Source organism: Clostridium uliginosum (assembly GCF_900112485.1).
Taxonomy (GTDB): Bacteria; Bacillota; Clostridia; order Clostridiales; family Clostridiaceae; genus Clostridium; species Clostridium uliginosum.
On sequence record NZ_FOMG01000015.1, the window covers coordinates 1 to 18,329 of the forward strand.

Consider the following 18,329-nt stretch of genomic DNA (forward strand, 5'->3'; position numbering starts at 1 on the left):
ATGGGTACAACTTTAAATGTTAGAAACTATTAGCGAAATTTTTCTAGTCTTCTTTAATAAATGTTATTTCTATTTCTTTGTTATTACTTCACTTGGTAATTCTGAGACAGTCCCTTTAAATTTATAAGATAAATATATTTAATCCATATATGACAAGAACAGAGGATACAGCAACGACAAGTAAATTTTTTTCAAAGTATGCTAAACATACGGCAACTAAAGTACCTATAGATGAAAATAGCATACTTCCTGTACTATAAAATATGCTTGGAAATGTCATAGCGCCTAAAACAGAGTATGGCATATAACTTAAAAGAGATCTAATAAATACAGATTCTATTTTTTTGTTAAATATAGTTAATGGAATTACTCTAGGAATATAAGTAACTACAGCCATGATTATTACGCAGATAATTATGTACATTTATAAATCCTCCTTTACTGGAAAAAAATATGCGCCTATTATTGATGCAATAATGGATGACATTATAACAGCAAAACCACAAGAAACTTTATTTAAATAAGGTACGAACTTAAATAAACAAGAAAAAATTATAGCTATTAATACGACTATAAAGATTGGTTTTGATATTTTCACTTGAGGTATTATTAAAGCTATGAACATAGCATATAAAGCTATACCTAAAGCATCTTGTAATGAATTAGGTAAAATTGTTGTTGTTATAGCCCCTATAAAGGTGCCAAGAGCCCATCCTAAATAAGGCAAAGTTATTATGCCAAGCATGAATTCAGAACTAATATCACCTTCTTCTAGTGAGGCTAAGGTGAATGTTTCATCTGTTATACCAAATGATATTACACATCTTTGAATTAAAGGAATCTTTCTTTGAAGTTTTTGAGAGAGAGAAAGAGACATAAGCATATATCTAATATTTATAATAAACATTGTTAAAGCTATTTCTAGGTATGAAGCAGTATTAAAAATAAGACCAATACCTGCAAATTGTCCTGCTGATGTTAAATTTGTCATTGAAATTATAAGTGCCATAAAAGGGCTAAGACCACCACGTGCAGCCATCATTCCAAAAGTGATAGATACGGAAATATATCCTAAAGCTATTGGAATTCCTTTTTTTAATCCAGCTATATAATCGTCTAAATTTCTAATATATTTATTAGTAGTAAGATTTAAATTAATATTTTCTTTCAAATTGAATCACCCCAAATTTTTTATTAAATAAAATTATAACAAACATTTAAATGGAAATATAGGATAATATTTCATTTTATTATATGGAAATTATGATACAAAAATGTAAAAGTCCAACTTAGGGGTGATAAATGACATAATTTTAAATATTAACAATAATAATGAATAGAGAATATATATAACTATAATGAATAAGGGGATAGGATATAATGAGAAATGCAATTTCGAAAAAAGTGATATTAACAGGTATTATTGTTATAACAATAATGAATTTAGCATCAGTATCAGTATCAGCAAAATGGTGTAAAAATAGCAACGATAGCTGGAATTATATTGAAGAAAATAATAATCAAAATTCAGAAATAACAGCAGATGAAGCTAGAAATCTTATATTTAAAGAAGACGGCCAACATGTTTATGCTGTGATGAATAATAATTCAGTAGTTAGCGGTACAGCAAAGCTTATATTTGATACTAATATATCAATGGATATAATAAATAAAATTAAAGAGCAATGGGAAATGCCAACTTCAGAAGAACTGTATTCTTTTGATATTGTTGATGATTACTGCGAATTAGAACATTATTATGTGGGGAGATATAGTAAAAATGTTTATAGAACTGGCAATCAAGGTGGCTTAACAGTATATTTAATGGTGGATAATAATGTAGTTAAAGAATATCCTTGGATAGGCCTAAAATAGATTATTTATTTGGAGATGCCTTATAGTAATAGTAAGTTAAAAATCACGCAAAAATAGTTGCGTGATTTTTTTATAGTTAGTAAGGCGCATTCAAAAAAATAATAGAGCAGTATGTCGGTAAATTTAGTTAATAGCTGGCTATTAACTTGAACTTGCCTTCTTACCCTTGTAACAAATATACGATGCATCTTTGGTCTATTATTTTCTTTTATGTGCCTAAAGCATTTTTTTATTAAATATAAATAATATATATTATAGATAATAAATTGGGGGAAAGATTAATGGATTTAGTACTAGTATTTTTAATTACAGCAATGGTTATTTGGAAGAGTGTATATACAATTAGTTTAATAGTAAAATTTTCAAAGCAAAAAAATAAAAAAGAAAAGTGGATTAATATAATATTGTTTAATGCGTATATAATATATTTTTATTTTTTATTTAAGGCTGCTATGAATTCGATAACTTCTCCACTTGAGGGGCCTATTTGGTTAATTATAATTTTTATAATCCTTTTATTTGGTAACCTATTATATGATTTTAAAAATGGTAAATTAGATAATTAGGATAAAAATTAGTTTATATATTAAAAAAAGTTTAATTAAATAAAAAAAACTTAATATTAGGAAGGAAATAAAGCATTTTTATAGAATAAATATAGTAAAGTGGTGTAAAGTGGTGTAAAGTGGTTTGAAATAGAGGTTAAAATACTGTAAATTATTAAGGTAGGAGCTAGAACAATGTTTATTGGAGAATATCAACATTCATTAGATTCAAAAAATAGAATTATTGTTCCAGCTAAACTGAGAGAAGGCCTTGGTGATAAATTTGTTATAACTAAAGGACTTGATGGATGTTTATATGCTTACCCACTTAATGAATGGGAAATTTTAGAAAATAAGCTAAAAACTTTACCTTTAACTAATAAAGATGCTAGATCTTTTGTAAGATTCTTTTTTTCTGGAGCCTTTGTGATTGAGCTAGACAAGCAATGTAGAGGATTAATTCCACAAAATTTAAAAGAATACGCAGAAATAGAAAAGGACATAGTAAGTATTGGAGTACTATCTAGAGTTGAGATATGGAGTAAGACAAAGTGGATTAAATACAATGAATCAAATATTGATTTTGATTCAATAGCAGAAAAAATGAATGATTTAGGAATATAAGGAGTTTTTATTATGGAATTTAAACATGTTTCGGTTTTATTAAATGAGTGCATAGATGCATTAGACATAAAAGAAAGTGGGATTTACGTAGACTGCACATTAGGTGGAGCAGGTCATTCATCTCATATATTAGAACATTTATCAAAGGAAGGATTATTGATAGGAATTGATCAAGACAGTGATGCATTAAAAGCAGCAAAAGAAAGATTAAAAGATTTTGATAATGTAAAGTATGTGCATAGAAATTTTTATAATATAGATAGTATTTTAGAAAATTTAGACATACCTAAGGTTGATGGAATTTTAATGGACCTTGGAGTATCATCTTATCAACTTGATGAAGGAGAAAGAGGATTTAGTTATATGAAAGATGCTCCTTTAGATATGAGAATGAATAGAGATGATGATTTTTCAGCTTATGAAATTGTAAATACATATAGTGAAGAAAAGCTATATAAAATAATAAAGGACTATGGGGAAGAACGATTTGCAAAAAGAATTGCAAATTGTATAGTAAACAGAAGAATAGAAAAGCCAGTAGAAACGACTATGGAATTAGTAGATATTATTAAGGCTGCGATTCCAGCAAAAGCTAGGAGAGAAGGTCCTCATCCAGCAAAGAGAACTTTTCAAGCTATTAGAATAGAAGTTAATTCAGAGCTTCAAATATTAAACAAAACTATTGAAGATGGAGTAAGTAGATTGAATTCTGGAGGAAGAATGGCTATTATAACTTTCCATTCACTAGAAGATAGAATAGTAAAGCTAAAATTTAGAGAATTACAAAATCCATGTACTTGTCCACGAGAATTTCCTATTTGTGCTTGTGGAAAGACACCAAGCGTTAAGCTTATATCTAGAAAAGGGATTGAACCTACTAAAGAAGAGGTTGAAGAAAATCCAAGAAGTAGAAGTGCAAAACTTAGAGTCATTGAGAAATTATAAAAATAATTTTTATTATGTTATAAATTAAGCAGGGATGTGAATAAATTGGCGGGAAGAGAATATGATTATATAAAAGGCAATACAGTAGTAAAACCATCAAGAAAAAGTGTAGTAACTAAGCCAAAGAAAAAACAATCAGATTTACAACGAGTTAAAAAAAGTAAAAACAAAAGAGTAAAGAATGAAACGATAGAGACAAGAAAAAGTACACTTATGATATCAATAGTCATATTATCTTTAGGGATTTTTGTTATTGGAGGAGATGCCAAGGTTTATAATATGCAAAAGAAAGTAACGGATGTAAGTACTCAAATCAGTAGTGCTCAAGAAACAAATGAAGCATTAAAGGTTAAACTTTTAAAGTTTGGATCTTTGGAAAATATTAAAAAAAATTCTGAAGAAAAACTATCTATGATAGTACCAACTAAAAAGGATATAGCCAAAATTGATTTTTCAGAAAATTATTTTGAGAATGTTAGAAAATAATGATTCTGATGGAAATAAAGTGAAATAGAGCTATTTTCGAAATCTATGGATGCTCTTAAATAATTGTGCATCCTACTTGCTTTTATCTGATAGCTAGAATTTGTAACACTACAATACTGTTAAGAAGGAAATCATTGCTGCCAGTAATTGCATAAGGCATCTTCGAAAAAATAACTTGATCTAAAAGAGAACTTAGATGGGGGAATTAGATATTGAGGAAACCAAATTATAAAGATAGAGCAAAAATGCGAAAGAGAATGACAATTGTAATAGGCGGATTGACATGTGTTTTTGTATTGCTGACTATGAGATTATCTTACATAATGATAGCAAAGAGGCAGGAATATGCAGCACGAGCAGAAGAACAATGGACAAGTGAAGTAAAGATAGATGCAAGAAGAGGAAGAGTTCTAGATAGGAATGGGAAGGAACTAGCTGTATCAGCAAATGTTTATAGAATTGACTTTGATTTAAATTCTATTAGATCATATTTATCTAGAGATTTAACTAAATTATCAAAAGATAGTATAGAAAAATTAAGAGGGATTGGGTTATCAATAAAAGAAGGACAAAAAAATTTAACAACAGATGATATCGCACCTCTAATTGCAAAGGCTTTAGATTTAGATGTAGCAAAGGTTAAGGATAAACTTGAAACTAAATTGCCAAGTGGAGCAGATGCTGGATCAGCAACACTTATAAGAAGAATAGAAAAGGATGCGGCAGATAAGATAAGAGAGTTAAACATAAGTGGGATTTTAGTATCTCCAGATACAAAGAGATATTATCCAAATAATAATTTCTTATCGCATGTACTTGGAAGTACTAATGTTGATGGACAAGGGCTAACAGGAATAGAGCTTCAATATAATAGTTATTTATCAGGAGTGCCTGGAATGAAAATTGCAGAACTTGATAGAAATAGTGGGGAATTGCCTTATACAATTTCTCAATTCACACCACCAGTAGATGGTAAGGACATTACATTAACAATTGATGAAAATATTCAATTTTTTGCAGAAAAGGCAGTAGAACAAGCATATAAAGATAATAATGCTAAGGCAGCTTCAATATTAGTTATGGATCCTAAAACTGGAGAAGTTCTAGCTATGGCTAATAAACCGGATTTTAATCCTAATACCCCATATGAGGGAGCAGAAAATTTTGAAGGCGCAAATCAATCTGAAAAGGTACAAAAAATGTGGAGAAATAGATTGGTTAACGATACATTTGAGCCTGGTTCAATTTTTAAGGTAGTGACAGCAATTACTGGATTAGAAGAAAAAATTGTAACTAAGGATACAGACTTCACTTGTGGTGGTGGACTCAAATTTGGAAATCGTACAATTAAATGTTGGAAAACTCAAGGTCATGGAGCAGAAAAATTTCCGGATATAATTCAAAATTCATGTAATGTTGGATTTATGAAACTAGGAGAAATGATAGGAAAAGAAAAACTATGTGAATATATTGAAAAGTTTGGTTTTGGAAAAGTTAGTGGAATTGATTTACCAGGTGAAGCAAAGGGAATAGTTAAAAGTGTAGATAAAATTTCAGAAACTGATCTTGCAACTATAGCGTTTGGACAAACTAATACTGTAAACTCAGTTCAATATATGACTGCACTTGATGCAATTGCAAATGGAGGAAGCTTAATTCAACCTCATGTTATGAAAGAAGTTACTCATAATGATGAGAGTGGTGTTAAAATTATTGATGATAAATTTACTCCTAAGACTCAGCAAGTAGCAAGTGCAGAGAAGACAGCAGAACTTAGAACTTATCTTGAAAGAGTTGTTACAGGCGGTTCTGGTGCAGGAACATTTATGGAAGGATATCACATTGGTGGTAAGACAGGTACAGCTCAAAAGGTTAATCCTGAAAATGGTACGTATGCATCAGGTAAATATATATCTTCTTTTGTTGGTATGGCACCAGTTGATGATCCTCGAATTACAATAATGGTAACAGTAGATGAGCCAAGCAATGGATCGTATTATGCAGGACAAGTATGTACACCACCTGCTAAGATGTTATTTACAGATATTTTCAATTATCTTGATAGTAAATTTTCTAAGGAGAATTCAAGCCAAATATCAAGAGACGTTGTAATTCCAGAAGTAAGAGGAATGAAACTAGATGAAGCTAAAAAGGTTTTAAAAGAAGCAAAATTAGATTTTGTTTTAGATGAATCAGGAGATACAGTTTTAAATATAAATCCATATCCAGGATATGTAGTAAAAGAAGGAGCAAAAATAAATCTTTACACAGGAAATAATGGGTCTTATAATAAAAATGTTGTTATGCCAGATGTTAGGGGATATTCCAAAGAAGATGTATATAAGTTGTTAAATAGTCTTGGAATAGTTTCAGTTTTTGAAGGCGATGGAATGGTAGTAGGACAGAACATTGATCAAGGGGAAGTTATAACTAAAGGAACATCAGTTAAGTTAACTTTAAAGTCAGATTATAAAGATTAGGCTGTTATTTTTTCATGTGTCTTATTAAACAAATATTTATCTGTATTATTATTTTCCTTTGAATGTTTAAGTAAAGTACTAGCATGTGGGTTTTTGCCCACATGCTAAATTATTGTAAAAGAGAAATAAGGCACATTCAAAAAAATAGGTATTTAAAAAAACATAGTAAGCATATTATTTAAGGAGATGATTAAAAATGAACCTTAAAGATATTTTAAAAGGAATAAATTATAAGGTTATACAAGGAAGTTTAGACAAGGAAATAGTATCAATAAATTATGATAGTAGAGAAATTAAGAAGTCAGATGTTTTTGTTTGTATAAAAGGATATGCAACAGATGGGCATAAGTATATTCAAAAAGCAATAGAAAATGGAGCTAAGGCAATTGTTATTCAAGATAATATAGAGATTTCAGATAAGAATGTATCAATTATTAAACTTGATGACACAAGAAAAGCTTTGGCACTTATGGCAATAAACTATTATGATAATCCTAGCAAAAAAATGAAGATGATAGGTATAACTGGTACTAACGGAAAGACAACTACAGCATTTATGATAAAATCAATTTTAGAAGCTAATGGGAAAAAGGTTGGGCTTATAGGAACAATAGCTAATTATATAGGAAAAGAAGAAATTCATACTGAAAGAACTACTCCAGAATCATTAGAACTTCAAGCATTATTTAGTAATATGGTAGATAAAGGTGTAGAGTACTGCGTAATGGAAGTATCTTCTCACTCATTAGAACTAGATAGAGTTTATGGAATTGAGTTTGAAGTTGGAATTTTCACTAATTTAACTAGAGATCATTTAGATTTTCATAAAACATTTGATAATTATTATAAAGCTAAATTTAAGTTGTTTAAAAGAAGCAGTATAAGAATTATTAATTTTGACGATAATTATGGAAAACAAGTAATTAAAGATTTGAATGATTTACATGCAAATAACATATATACATTTTCTATAAAAGAAGATGCGGATTTTAAAGCATTTGATGAAAAAATGGGAAGTAAGAATATAAGCTTTAAAGTAAATTTAAAAGAAAATGAAGAGTTCATTTTATCAATTCCAGGTGAATATAATATTTATAATGCATTAGGTGCTATAGGAGCATGCCATAAGTTAAATATACCAGTTTCATGTATCAAAGAAGGAATTAATAAAGTTATAGTCCCAGGAAGATGTGAAAGAGCTGTGGTAGAATATAATTTACCTTATGATATAATCATAGATTATGCTCATACTCCTGATGGATTAGATAATATACTAAAAACAGCAAGAGGATTTACAGAAGGAAGATTAATTGCAGTATTTGGATGCGGTGGGGATAGAGATAAGGTGAAACGACCACAAATGGGAAAAATAGGAACAGAAATTGCAGATATTTCTATAATAACATCAGATAATCCTAGAACAGAAAAACCAATGGATATTATAAAAGATGTTGAATCTGGAATTGAAAAGGATAATTATATAATAATAGAAAATAGAAAAGAAGCTATAAAAAAAGCTATAGATATTGCAAAAGAAAATGATGTTATAGTTATTGCTGGTAAGGGACATGAAACATATCAAATATTAAAAGATAAGACTATACATTTTGATGAACGAGAAGTTATAAAAGAAATTTTAGACATTGTAAAATAAAGAACTAATTAAAAATTCTTAGGATTTTTTGAATGCTACAAGGAAGTGAAGGTAGTTAATACTGCTGTTATTAGTTACATTTTTTTAAGTAGTATAGTTACAAAAAAGACAAGAAGACTTATTAGTTATTTATTTGAAGATGCCTAAGATGATAAATAAGAGGTGGAATAAGCTATGAATTTAAATTTAGAGGAAGTAATTGAAGCTATTAATGGAGAAATAATTGTAAAAAATAATGAAGGCTCTTTTAATAAGATTTCAACTGATACAAGAAAAATAGAAGAAGAAAGTTTATTTATTGCACTTAATGGAGAAAATTTTAATGGAAATGATTATGTTATTGAAGCAATAAAAAAAGGTGCTTCAATAGTTATAGTTGATGAATTAAAATTTGATATAAAAGATTTAAATAATAAAGGGTTAGTTATAAAAGTAGAAGATACTAAAATTGCACTTGGAGCTTTAGCAAAATATTATAGAGAAAAATTAGGTATAAAAGTTGTTGGAATAACAGGTTCTACTGGAAAGACTTCAACAAAAGATTTAGTTGCTGCATTTTTAAGTGGAAAGTATTCAGTATTTAAAACTAAAGGTAATTTTAATAATGAAATAGGATTACCTCTTATGATATTTGAACTAGATCCTAGTTATGATATTGCGGTATTAGAAATGGGTACTAGTAATTTTAATGAAATTCATAGATTAGCTAATATTGCAAGACCAGATATTGCAGCTATTACTAATGTTGGAGTAACTCATATAGAATATTTAAAGAGTAGAGAAAATATACTTAAAGAAAAGCTTAGTATAACTGATTTTTTTGAAAATAATAATCCATTAATAGTTAACAATGAAAATGATATGCTTCAAACTTTAAATCAAAGTAGTAAGTTTAAACTTGAAAAAATTGGATATAATGAAAACTGCGAAGTATATTCAAAAAATATAGAGCTTACTGAAAAAAGCACATCTTTTGATGCAGTAACTCAAAATGGACAAAGCCATAGATTTAAATTAGATATGGTTGGAGAACATAACGTGTTAAATGCACTTATAGGAATACAGATAGCAATAGACTTTGGTGTTACATTTGAAGAGATGGAAATAGGGTTAAAGAATTTTGAAGCGACTTCTATGAGGTTGGAATTCATAAAGAAAGATAATATAACAATAATAAATGATTGTTATAATGCTAGTCCAGATTCTATGAATGCAGCACTAGAAGTATTAAAGACTTATCCTGGAAAAAGAAAAATAGCAGTATTAGGAGATATGGGTGAACTAGGAGAACATGCAAAATTTTCTCATAAGATGGTTGGGGAACATGCTATAGGAAAAGCAGATATGATATTAACAATCGGAGAATTTAAAGATGATTATAAAGAGGGATTTGGAAAAGATACAAAGGTATTTGCTTCAAAACAAGAACTTATGAATAATGTGAAAGAGTTTATTAAAGATGGAGATGTGATTTTAGTTAAAGCATCAAGGTCAGCAAAGTTTGAAGAAATAGTTAAATATATAGAAAAGTTATAATATATATAACAAAGGAGGTGAACTGCCTTAAAATTAGGCAGTATTAGATGGGGGATACATTTAGGGAGTTATTAAATCCAACAATTTTATCAGCATTAATAATGGGCTTTGTATTTTCAATGATTTTGGGACCTATATTTATACCAGTATTGCATAAATTGAAATTTGGTCAAAATATAAGAAAAGAAGGACCTAAAAGTCATCAGAAAAAATCAGGGACGCCAACTATGGGAGGACTTATATTCTTTATTTCAGTAACTGTTACTATGTTAATAATAGGGTATAAAGCAAAAGATGAAGGAATGATAATATTATATTCTTTAATTGCGTTTGGAATAATTGGATTTTTAGATGATATGCTAAAGATAATTTACAAAAATAATCTTGGATTAAGAGCATGGCAAAAGATGTTATTATTAATTTTATTCTCTGTTTCATTAGCATATTATGGTTATATACATGTGGGAACTAGTATCCTAGTTCCATTTTCTAATAATCAATTAAATTTAGGAATTTTTTATATACCTTTAGTAGTTGTATATTATGCAGCAACAACAAATGCAGTTAATTTAACAGATGGAATAGATGGACTCGCAACATCAGTTACAGTAATAGTTTTAACTTTTTTTGCGATAGTAGGTTTTAAGACAGGGCATTATCAAGTGGGAGTGTTTTCAATTGCACTTGCTGGAGCTTTATTAGGATTTCTTAAGTTTAATGCTTTTCCAGCAAAGATTTTTATGGGAGATACAGGATCATTAGCTCTAGGAGCAGCTATAGCAACAATAGCATTAATATTAAAAATGCCATTATTCATAATTATAGTGGGAGGAATATATGTTATTGAAACATTATCTGTTATAATACAAGTCACTTCATTTAAATTAACAGGTAAAAGAGTGTTCAAGATGTCACCTATACATCATCACTTTGAACAAGTTGGATGGAGTGAAGTAAAAATAGTTACAATTTTTGCAACAGTTACCTTAGTTTTATGTATTATAGGATTTACAGCACTTTAGGTGTTTGAAATAAGATAATAAAAGGAATATACAAAAATACTGACTTGTTATTTTCTTTCATGTGCCTTAGTAATTAAGTTTGGAGGAGTTATATATGAGAGTTGGCAAACTCAAAAACAAGAATATGGGTCAAATGGATTATGGAATATTCTACTGTGTAATTTTACTCTTAGCAATTGGAGTTGTTATGGTATATTCTGCAAGCTCTTATTATGCGATGTTTAAAAATAATGACAGCATGTATTTTCTCAAGAAACAGCTGTTGTTCGCAGTTCTAGGTATAATAGTATTGTGTATTACTATGTCAATTGATTATCATAAGTTAAAGCAGTATACTGCTTTAATGATGATTGCTTGTATACCATTATTATTACTTGTATTTTTATTTCAAGGGGTAAATGGAGCTCAAAGATGGATTACACTAGGACCATTATCTTTTCAACCATCAGAGTTAACTAAGTATGTTGTAGTATTCTTCTTAGCAAAGAGCATTGAGGCTAAAGGTGATGGGATTAAAAAGTTTAGTACGGGGATTGTTCCATATTTAGTAGTTTCTGGAATATATGCAGCTTTAGTATTAGCAGAAAAGAACTTAAGTATAGCATCAGTTATAATGATAGTTACATTTATAGTGCTTTTTTCCGCTGGGGGAAGATTAAAACATTTGTTTGGAATTGTAGCTCCACTTATGATAGCTGCAGCTACTGTATTCACATTAGGTGAAGGATATCGAAGAGCTAGAATGTTAAATTTTTTAAATCCATGGAAAGATCCAACAGGAAATGGATATCAATTAATACAATCTTTCTATTCATTAGGTGCTGGAGGAATTACAGGACTTGGTCTTGGTCAATCAAGACAAAAGACATTGTATATGCCAGAACCTCATAATGACTTTATATTTGCTATAATAGGTGAAGAATTAGGGCTTATTGGATGTATGTTTATAATAACTCTTTTTATAATATTTATTTGGAGAGGAATTAAGGTAGCGATGAAAGCTAAAGATAGTTATGGAACATTACTAGCAATAGGAATTACATCAGTTATTGCAGTACAATCTTTAATAAACATTGCTGTTGTAACAGGGTCAATGCCTGTTACTGGAGTGCCGTTACCATTTATCAGTTATGGAGGGACTTCGCTTGTAATAAATATGGCAGCAATGGGGGTACTTTTAAACATATCACGTCAGGCTGAAGGAAAAGCAGATAATTAAGGCATATGAAATAAAATAGACTAATATATTGACTTGTTATTTTTGAATATAAGAGAATTTTAAAGCTATAGTTTTAAAGACTATGGCTTTAATTTTATCTAAATTTTCTTGTTAGTTATTTATTTAGAGATTCTTTATGTAAAATCTATTAAAAAATTGATGAAAATATTTTGACAAAGTGGTATTATTAGATAAGGTATTTACAATATTAATTAAAATGATATAAGTATACTAAAAGGTACTTTTAGTAGAAAAAAGGCTATTTAAATACTTTTTTGTAAATAAGGCACATTTAAAAAAATAATAGACGACGAGTTTTGGTATATTATTTTCTTTCATGTGCTTAAATATTTATTTAGATATAAAAATATAGAGAAATAGGGATGTGTATGATAAAAAAAGAAAATAAATATATTTTAAAAGCACAACGTAAAAAATTTATAAAGAAGTTATTGATTATATTCCTTTTTTTTGTTATGGCAGTGGTATTATTTATTACAAAATCAAATTTTTTTATAGTTAAAAAAGTAGCTATTACTGGAAATCCAATAATAACAGGTGATGATGTAAAAAAAAGATGTGAGAGAATAATTGGAGAAAATATTTTTTTCGTTAAAAAAGATGATTTAATAAAAGAAGCAAAAAAAAATCCATATGTAGATGAAGTAAAGGTAAGTAAACAATATCCAAAGCAAATTAATATAAACATAGTAGAAAAAGAAGGAATTTATTATGTAAATCAAGGGAAAAGTAAATTTATATTAAATAATAAGTTGATTCTATTAGAAAAGACAGATGATATACAAGGAAGAAACTTAGTGGAAGTAACTGGAATTGATTTTCAAGAATCAGAAATAGGAAATACAGTATTAGAAGATTATAGGATTCGTAACATTTTAGAGGACTTTTACAATGTTGTGAAAAATAATCCAACTGGATATAATGTTAGTTGTATCGACATTAAGGATTTAACAGATATTAAAGTATATATAGGAGACATAGAAGGAAGACTAGGAAATGATGAAAATATACTTGATAAAATGAACAAAATACTTCATATTGTATCAAATCCAGAAACTGGAATTACTAAGGGATATATAGATGTAAGTTTTGATGGATCACCAATATATTATAAGGAATAGGGAAGGTAGGCAACAATGAAGGTATCTAAATCACAAATTTTTGTAGCTCTTGTATGTGCACTTTTAGGTTTCTTATTAGCATATCAGTTTAAAGTATTATCTAATAAAGGAAATCAAAATGAAATTAGCAATTATGATAAAAATAATATTATCTCAGAAATTGAAAGCATTAAAAAAGAAAAAGAAGAACTTAAAAAATCTAATACTACCTTATCTGAAGAACTTAAGAAAATAGAAGAATCTGCTGCAAAAGATGGCGATTTAGGAAAAGAAATAAAAAATCAGCTTGATAATGCTAGAATGCATTTAGGGATAGTTGATGTTAAGGGACCAGGTATAGTAGTAACAATAACCCCTAAAATTTCAATTTTCTCATCAAATCCAGGGGATAATAGTAGGGACTTAGGAGAAGATGAATTGGTTCATATAGTAAATTTACTTTGGTACTCAGGTGCAGAAGCAATTTCAATAAATGATATTAGAATAACCCCACAAACAGGAATAAAGATTGCAGGAAATGGGATAGCAGTAGGATCATCAGGAAAAATATATGCTAAGGATAAAATTGTTATAAATGCTATTGGTGAAAAAGGAAGATTAAATGTAGGAATATCGTTTCCGGGATCTTTAGAGTATAGAGCGCTTCAAAATTATAATTGCGAAGTTAAATTAAATGATGACATATTAATTGGAAAGACAACACAATCAATAAAAAGTGAATTTATTAAAGCAGTGAAGGAATAGGGGGATTAAAGTTGATTGCAATAATTGGATTATTAATAGGAATAATATTAGGTTTTGTATTTGATGTTAACATATCAGAAACTTTTTCACCATATATGTCTGTAGCTATACTTGCATGCTTAGATTCAGTTTTTGGTGCTATTAGAGCTAATCTATCAAAAAACTTTCAAGCAGATATATTCATATCAGGTTTTTTTGGTAACGCACTACTTGCAGCAGGATTGGCATACTTAGGTGATAAGCTGGGAATACCAATATACATAGCCGCAGTAATAGTTTTTGGGGGAAGAATATTTAATAATTTTGCAATAATAAGAAGACTCCTATTAGAAAAAGTTAAATCACGCTAAAGAGGTGAAGTTGTGAATAACAATAAGCAATTTTTCTTTGTTTTCCTTGCAAGTATAGTTTTAGGAATTTTAATATCAACAAATTTTGATATCGGAAAAATTCAGTCTTTTGCACAACTGAATGCTAAACAATATCAAAATGCAATAGAGGAAAGGGCTAGCTTATACAAAGAAATAGGAAGCTTAAAAGAAAATAATATTAAAACTAAGGATAAAATTAATGAATATACGAAGGAAGATAAGAAAAATGAAAAAATCCTTCAGGATATGAAGGCTCAAATAATTGATTATGGATTATTTACAGGATTAAGTCAAGTTCAAGGACCAGGAATAGTATTAAAGATAAATGATGGAAATATTAATTTACAAGAAGACACTCAATATGAAACAGATAATAAAATTTTTCATGATAATGATATGGCATTAGTTTTAAATGAACTACGCAAAGCTGGTGCAGAAGCAATTAGTGTTAATAATCATAGGATAGTACCTTGGACTGGAGTAATATGCAACTGGGCATTTTTGGGATTTGAGGATAATAAAATGGAATCAGCACCGTTTAATATTTATGCTATTGGAGATACTGAAAAATTAAAAACAGCATTACTTGAAGAAGGAAGTCATGTTAAAACGCTTATGATTAGAAAATTATATGTAGAAATTGAAGAAAAGGATGCAATTATAATGCCTCCAACTACAGCTGATAGCAATGTTAAGTTTATGAAGAGAAAAGAAGATAATTAAAATAAAAATCAAATTCTCTTTATTTTCTTGAAGGAAATTTGACTTTTATAGAGAATAATATATTTAGGATGGGAAATAAGCATTAAAAAGAGGGAGTAGGCTATGAGTATTAAAGATAATATAAATAAATTAAGGATGGAAATTCCTGAAGGAGTAGAACTCTTAGCTGTTTCTAAGACAAAACCTATAGAGGATTTAGAAGAAGCATATCAATCAGGAATTAGGGACTTTGGAGAAAACAAAGTTCAAGAACTTCTTAATAAAGTAGAACATTTTCACAATGATGTAAGATGGCATCTTATAGGACAGCTTCAAAGTAATAAGGTTAAGTACTTAGTTGATAAAGTATATTTAATCCATTCTTTATCTAGCATTAAACTCTTAAATGAAATTGAGAGAGTTTTTGGAAAAGCTAATAAAGTAGCAAAAACATTAATTCAAATCAATATTGGAAGAGAAGAAAGTAAGAGTGGAATACTAGAAGAAGAATTATCTGAAATTATAGATGCTGTTGAAAAATGTCATAATGTTTTAGTTAAGGGGATTATGGTTATCATCCCTAAGGGAGACGATGAGAGTAACAGAGAATACTTTAAAAAGACAAAGCGAATATTTGAGTATCTTAAAAAAAGAGACTATAAAAATATTAATATGGAAATACTTTCGATGGGAATGACACAAGATTTTAAAATAGCAATAGAAGAAGGATCTACTTTGGTCAGAGTTGGACAGGGAGTATTTGGGAAAAGAAATTATAATGTAGGAGGAGAAAAGTAATGAGTAACATGTTAACTAAAGTTAAGTCATTTTTAGGATTGGGAGACGAGGAATATGAAGATTATGAGGACGACTATGAAGATGGCGAAGAAGAAGAATTAGAAGATATGATAGAGCCTGTTATTACAAATAAGAAAAATGGTAAGGTTGTTAATATTCATACATCTTCAGCTACAAAAGTAACAATTACTAAGCCAGTTGACTATGAAGAAGCAACTGAAATTTGTGAAGCATTAAAAAATAGAAGAATAGTATTAGTAAATACTACATTATTAGAAACAAAAATTGCTCAAAGATTATTAGATTTTATAAGTGGATCTTGTTATGCACTAGGAGGAGAATTACAACAAATAGAAAAAGGTGTATATATTCTTTCCCCTTCAAATGTTGAAGTAACTAATGAATTAAAAAATGAATTAAGTTCAAAGGCCTTATTTAATTGGTCAAAGTAGGAGGAAAATATGTCATTTATTATTGCTAATTTTATTAGTACGCTCTTTAGAATATTAGAGTTCGCTATACTGATAGAATGTGTATCTTCTTGGATATCTCCGGGAAAACAAAATGATTTTATAAAACTAATAAGTAGCTTTACTTACCCTGTATTAGAACCGTTTAGAAGAATACAATATAAGTTTATGCCAGATATGCAAATAGATTTTTCTCCAATTTTTGCAATTATTGCTATGGATATAATTAAAAGTTTAATTTTAAATATTATACGTTAAATATGAAAGAGCAGATAGTTAAATATTTTGGAGAAGAAGATAGAGCAGATGCATTAAACCTATATGAAAAATATATGTTAGCCTTGGACAAAGATATTCCTGTTTTTGGAAAATATTTTTATACACCTAATGTATGGAAGTGGTTTCAAAAAAAATGTACAACTAATAGATTTAAGGTAGAGAGCAAAGGACTTTTTGAAAATGCAGAAAGAAGAATGATTTCTTTTAATAATATATATGAAAGTCCTTTCCCTATGAAATTAGTTAAAATTGAAAGTAAATCTAAATTTTCAATTTTACAACATAGAGATTTTTTAGGCGGAATTTTATCATTAGGAATTGAAAGAAACAAAATAGGTGATTTACTAGTAGTAAATAATGTTTGTTATTTACCTGTACATGAAGATATAATTAATTTTTTGTTATATAATGTAGATAAAATAGGAAAAACCCCCTGTAGTATAACAGAAATTGAAGAAGGGGTAGAGTTTCCTGACATTAGATTACAAGAAGAAATTATTTTAATCTCTTCATTAAGAATTGATGGGATTGTTTCAAAAATAACTAAGTTATCTAGAGCAAAAGCCCAATTGTTAATAGACCAAGGACAAATTTTGATAGATTATACAAAAGTTAAAGATAAGAGCTATGAAGTTAAAGAAGAAGAAAGAATTACTATAAAAGGAACCGGAAAATTTATTATAGGAAATGTTATTGGAAATAGTAAAAGTGGAAAATATAAAATGATTATAAAAAAATATACATAATTGAGGTGAGAGTATGAAATTAACACCAATGGACATAACTAATAAGGAATTTAAAAAAGGATTAAGGGGTTATAATACAGAAGAGGTTGATGAATTTTTAGATCAAATAGTTGATAACTATGAAGAGTTATATAAGGAAAATTCAAATTTGAAAGAAAAACTAACTAATATAAATGAAAAAGTTGAGCACTATGCTAAAATTGAAACTACTATTCAAAATACATTAGTACTTGCACAGAATGCAGCAGAACAAGCTAAGAGTTCTGCACAAAAGGAAGCAGAACTTATTCTTAAAAATGCAAATGAAACAGCTAAAAAAGTTCTTGATAAATCTCATAATGATGTGATTTCAATAAACGATGAGTATGAAAAGGTAAAACAAGAATTTATTAAATTTAGAGCTAAGTATAGAAATTTTATGAATACTCAACTTGAAACTTTCGATGATTTAGAAAAGGATTTTATTAAGAATTATAATGTTTCTGATCCAATAGAAGAAGTTGAAGAAATACAAGAAAAAAACATTAATATACAAGAAAAAGATATTGAAATATGTGATGAAAATATAATTGATTATGATAAAAAATCAATTGCTGAAGATATAAATGAAATAAAGAGTTTCTTTGCTCAAGAATAACAGTGTATATCTTTAATATGCCTTAAAGGAAAGTACCTTTAAACTGTAATTTTA

Annotated in this window: 21 protein-coding genes; 19 read left to right on the forward strand and 2 right to left on the reverse strand. The window is 28.4% G+C overall.

What is annotated here, in order from left to right; all coding sequences use genetic code 11:
- Positions 1-121: 121 nt before the first annotated feature.
- Together BM027_RS10490 and BM027_RS10495 are read right to left on the reverse strand one after the other, a co-directional pair.
- Positions 122-424, reverse strand: a complete 303-nt coding sequence (locus BM027_RS10490) for an AzlD domain-containing protein (RefSeq protein WP_090091579.1) — start codon at positions 422-424, stop codon at positions 122-124.
- Positions 425-1,171: an AzlC family ABC transporter permease gene (locus tag BM027_RS10495; RefSeq protein WP_242943310.1), complete on the reverse strand. Its 747-nt coding sequence runs from the start codon at positions 1,169-1,171 to the stop codon at positions 425-427. It abuts the gene before it with no gap.
- Between the two features lie 209 nt (positions 1,172-1,380).
- Between BM027_RS10495 and BM027_RS10500 the strand changes: the two genes are divergently transcribed.
- The 19 genes from BM027_RS10500 (at position 1,381) to BM027_RS10590 (ending at position 18,275) form a co-directional block, all read left to right on the forward strand.
- Positions 1,381-1,875 carry a hypothetical protein gene (locus BM027_RS10500; RefSeq protein ID WP_090091580.1) on the forward strand — a complete coding sequence of 165 codons (495 nt, stop codon included), beginning with the start codon at positions 1,381-1,383 and terminating at the stop codon, positions 1,873-1,875.
- A 281-nt stretch (positions 1,876-2,156) separates the two neighbouring features.
- Positions 2,157-2,441 carry a hypothetical protein gene (locus BM027_RS10505; protein WP_090091581.1) on the forward strand — a complete coding sequence of 95 codons (285 nt, stop codon included), beginning with the start codon at positions 2,157-2,159 and terminating at the stop codon, positions 2,439-2,441.
- 174 nt (positions 2,442-2,615) lie between these two features.
- Positions 2,616-3,044 carry a division/cell wall cluster transcriptional repressor MraZ gene (mraZ, locus tag BM027_RS10510; RefSeq protein ID WP_090091582.1) on the forward strand — a complete coding sequence of 143 codons (429 nt, stop codon included), beginning with the start codon at positions 2,616-2,618 and terminating at the stop codon, positions 3,042-3,044.
- A gap of 12 nt (positions 3,045-3,056) precedes the next feature.
- Positions 3,057-3,989 (forward strand): 16S rRNA (cytosine(1402)-N(4))-methyltransferase RsmH, encoded by a 933-nt coding sequence (gene rsmH, locus BM027_RS10515; protein ID WP_090091583.1) that lies wholly within the window; start codon positions 3,057-3,059, stop codon positions 3,987-3,989.
- 36 nt (positions 3,990-4,025) lie between these two features.
- Positions 4,026-4,475, forward strand: a complete 450-nt coding sequence (locus BM027_RS10520) for a cell division protein FtsL (RefSeq protein WP_242943311.1) — start codon at positions 4,026-4,028, stop codon at positions 4,473-4,475.
- Between the two features lie 212 nt (positions 4,476-4,687).
- Entirely contained in the window at positions 4,688-6,955 is a 2,268-nt protein-coding gene (locus BM027_RS10525; RefSeq protein WP_090091585.1) for a stage V sporulation protein D, read from the forward strand.
- A gap of 196 nt (positions 6,956-7,151) precedes the next feature.
- Complete coding sequence (locus BM027_RS10530; protein ID WP_090091586.1) at positions 7,152-8,609, forward strand: UDP-N-acetylmuramoyl-L-alanyl-D-glutamate--2,6-diaminopimelate ligase; 1,458 nt, start codon at positions 7,152-7,154, stop codon at positions 8,607-8,609.
- A gap of 174 nt (positions 8,610-8,783) precedes the next feature.
- Positions 8,784-10,145, forward strand: coding sequence for a UDP-N-acetylmuramoyl-tripeptide--D-alanyl-D-alanine ligase (locus BM027_RS10535; protein WP_090091587.1), 1,362 nt, complete (start codon positions 8,784-8,786; stop codon positions 10,143-10,145).
- Positions 10,146-10,192: 47 nt separating this feature from the next.
- A complete protein-coding gene (gene mraY, locus BM027_RS10540) occupies positions 10,193-11,167 on the forward strand; it encodes a phospho-N-acetylmuramoyl-pentapeptide-transferase (RefSeq protein WP_090091588.1) in 975 nt (324 codons plus the stop codon).
- 94 nt (positions 11,168-11,261) lie between these two features.
- A complete protein-coding gene (gene spoVE, locus BM027_RS10545; protein ID WP_090091589.1) occupies positions 11,262-12,386 on the forward strand; it encodes a stage V sporulation protein E in 1,125 nt (374 codons plus the stop codon).
- Positions 12,387-12,769: 383 nt separating this feature from the next.
- The gene (locus BM027_RS10550; protein ID WP_242943312.1) at positions 12,770-13,528 is read left to right on the forward strand and encodes a cell division protein FtsQ/DivIB; all 759 of its coding nucleotides are present in this window, start codon (positions 12,770-12,772) and stop codon (positions 13,526-13,528) included.
- 15 nt (positions 13,529-13,543) lie between these two features.
- On the forward strand, positions 13,544-14,272 hold the full coding sequence (locus BM027_RS10555) for a DUF881 domain-containing protein (protein ID WP_090091590.1): 729 nt from the start codon (positions 13,544-13,546) through the stop codon (positions 14,270-14,272).
- Positions 14,273-14,283: 11 nt separating this feature from the next.
- Positions 14,284-14,622, forward strand: coding sequence for a small basic family protein (locus tag BM027_RS10560; RefSeq protein ID WP_090091591.1), 339 nt, complete (start codon positions 14,284-14,286; stop codon positions 14,620-14,622).
- Positions 14,623-14,634: 12 nt separating this feature from the next.
- On the forward strand, positions 14,635-15,366 hold the full coding sequence (locus BM027_RS10565) for a DUF881 domain-containing protein (RefSeq protein WP_090091592.1): 732 nt from the start codon (positions 14,635-14,637) through the stop codon (positions 15,364-15,366).
- 102 nt (positions 15,367-15,468) lie between these two features.
- On the forward strand, positions 15,469-16,143 hold the full coding sequence (locus BM027_RS10570) for a YggS family pyridoxal phosphate-dependent enzyme (protein WP_090091593.1): 675 nt from the start codon (positions 15,469-15,471) through the stop codon (positions 16,141-16,143).
- A complete protein-coding gene (locus tag BM027_RS10575; RefSeq protein WP_090091594.1) occupies positions 16,143-16,595 on the forward strand; it encodes a cell division protein SepF in 453 nt (150 codons plus the stop codon). Before BM027_RS10570 ends, BM027_RS10575 begins: the two co-directional genes overlap by 1 nt.
- A 9-nt stretch (positions 16,596-16,604) precedes the next feature.
- Positions 16,605-16,871, forward strand: coding sequence for a YggT family protein (locus BM027_RS10580; RefSeq protein WP_090091595.1), 267 nt, complete (start codon positions 16,605-16,607; stop codon positions 16,869-16,871).
- 2 nt (positions 16,872-16,873) lie between these two features.
- Positions 16,874-17,638, forward strand: a complete 765-nt coding sequence (locus tag BM027_RS10585) for a YlmH/Sll1252 family protein (protein WP_090091596.1) — start codon at positions 16,874-16,876, stop codon at positions 17,636-17,638.
- Between the two features lie 13 nt (positions 17,639-17,651).
- Positions 17,652-18,275 carry a DivIVA domain-containing protein gene (locus tag BM027_RS10590; protein ID WP_090091597.1) on the forward strand — a complete coding sequence of 208 codons (624 nt, stop codon included), beginning with the start codon at positions 17,652-17,654 and terminating at the stop codon, positions 18,273-18,275.
- Positions 18,276-18,329: the final 54 nt, after the last annotated feature.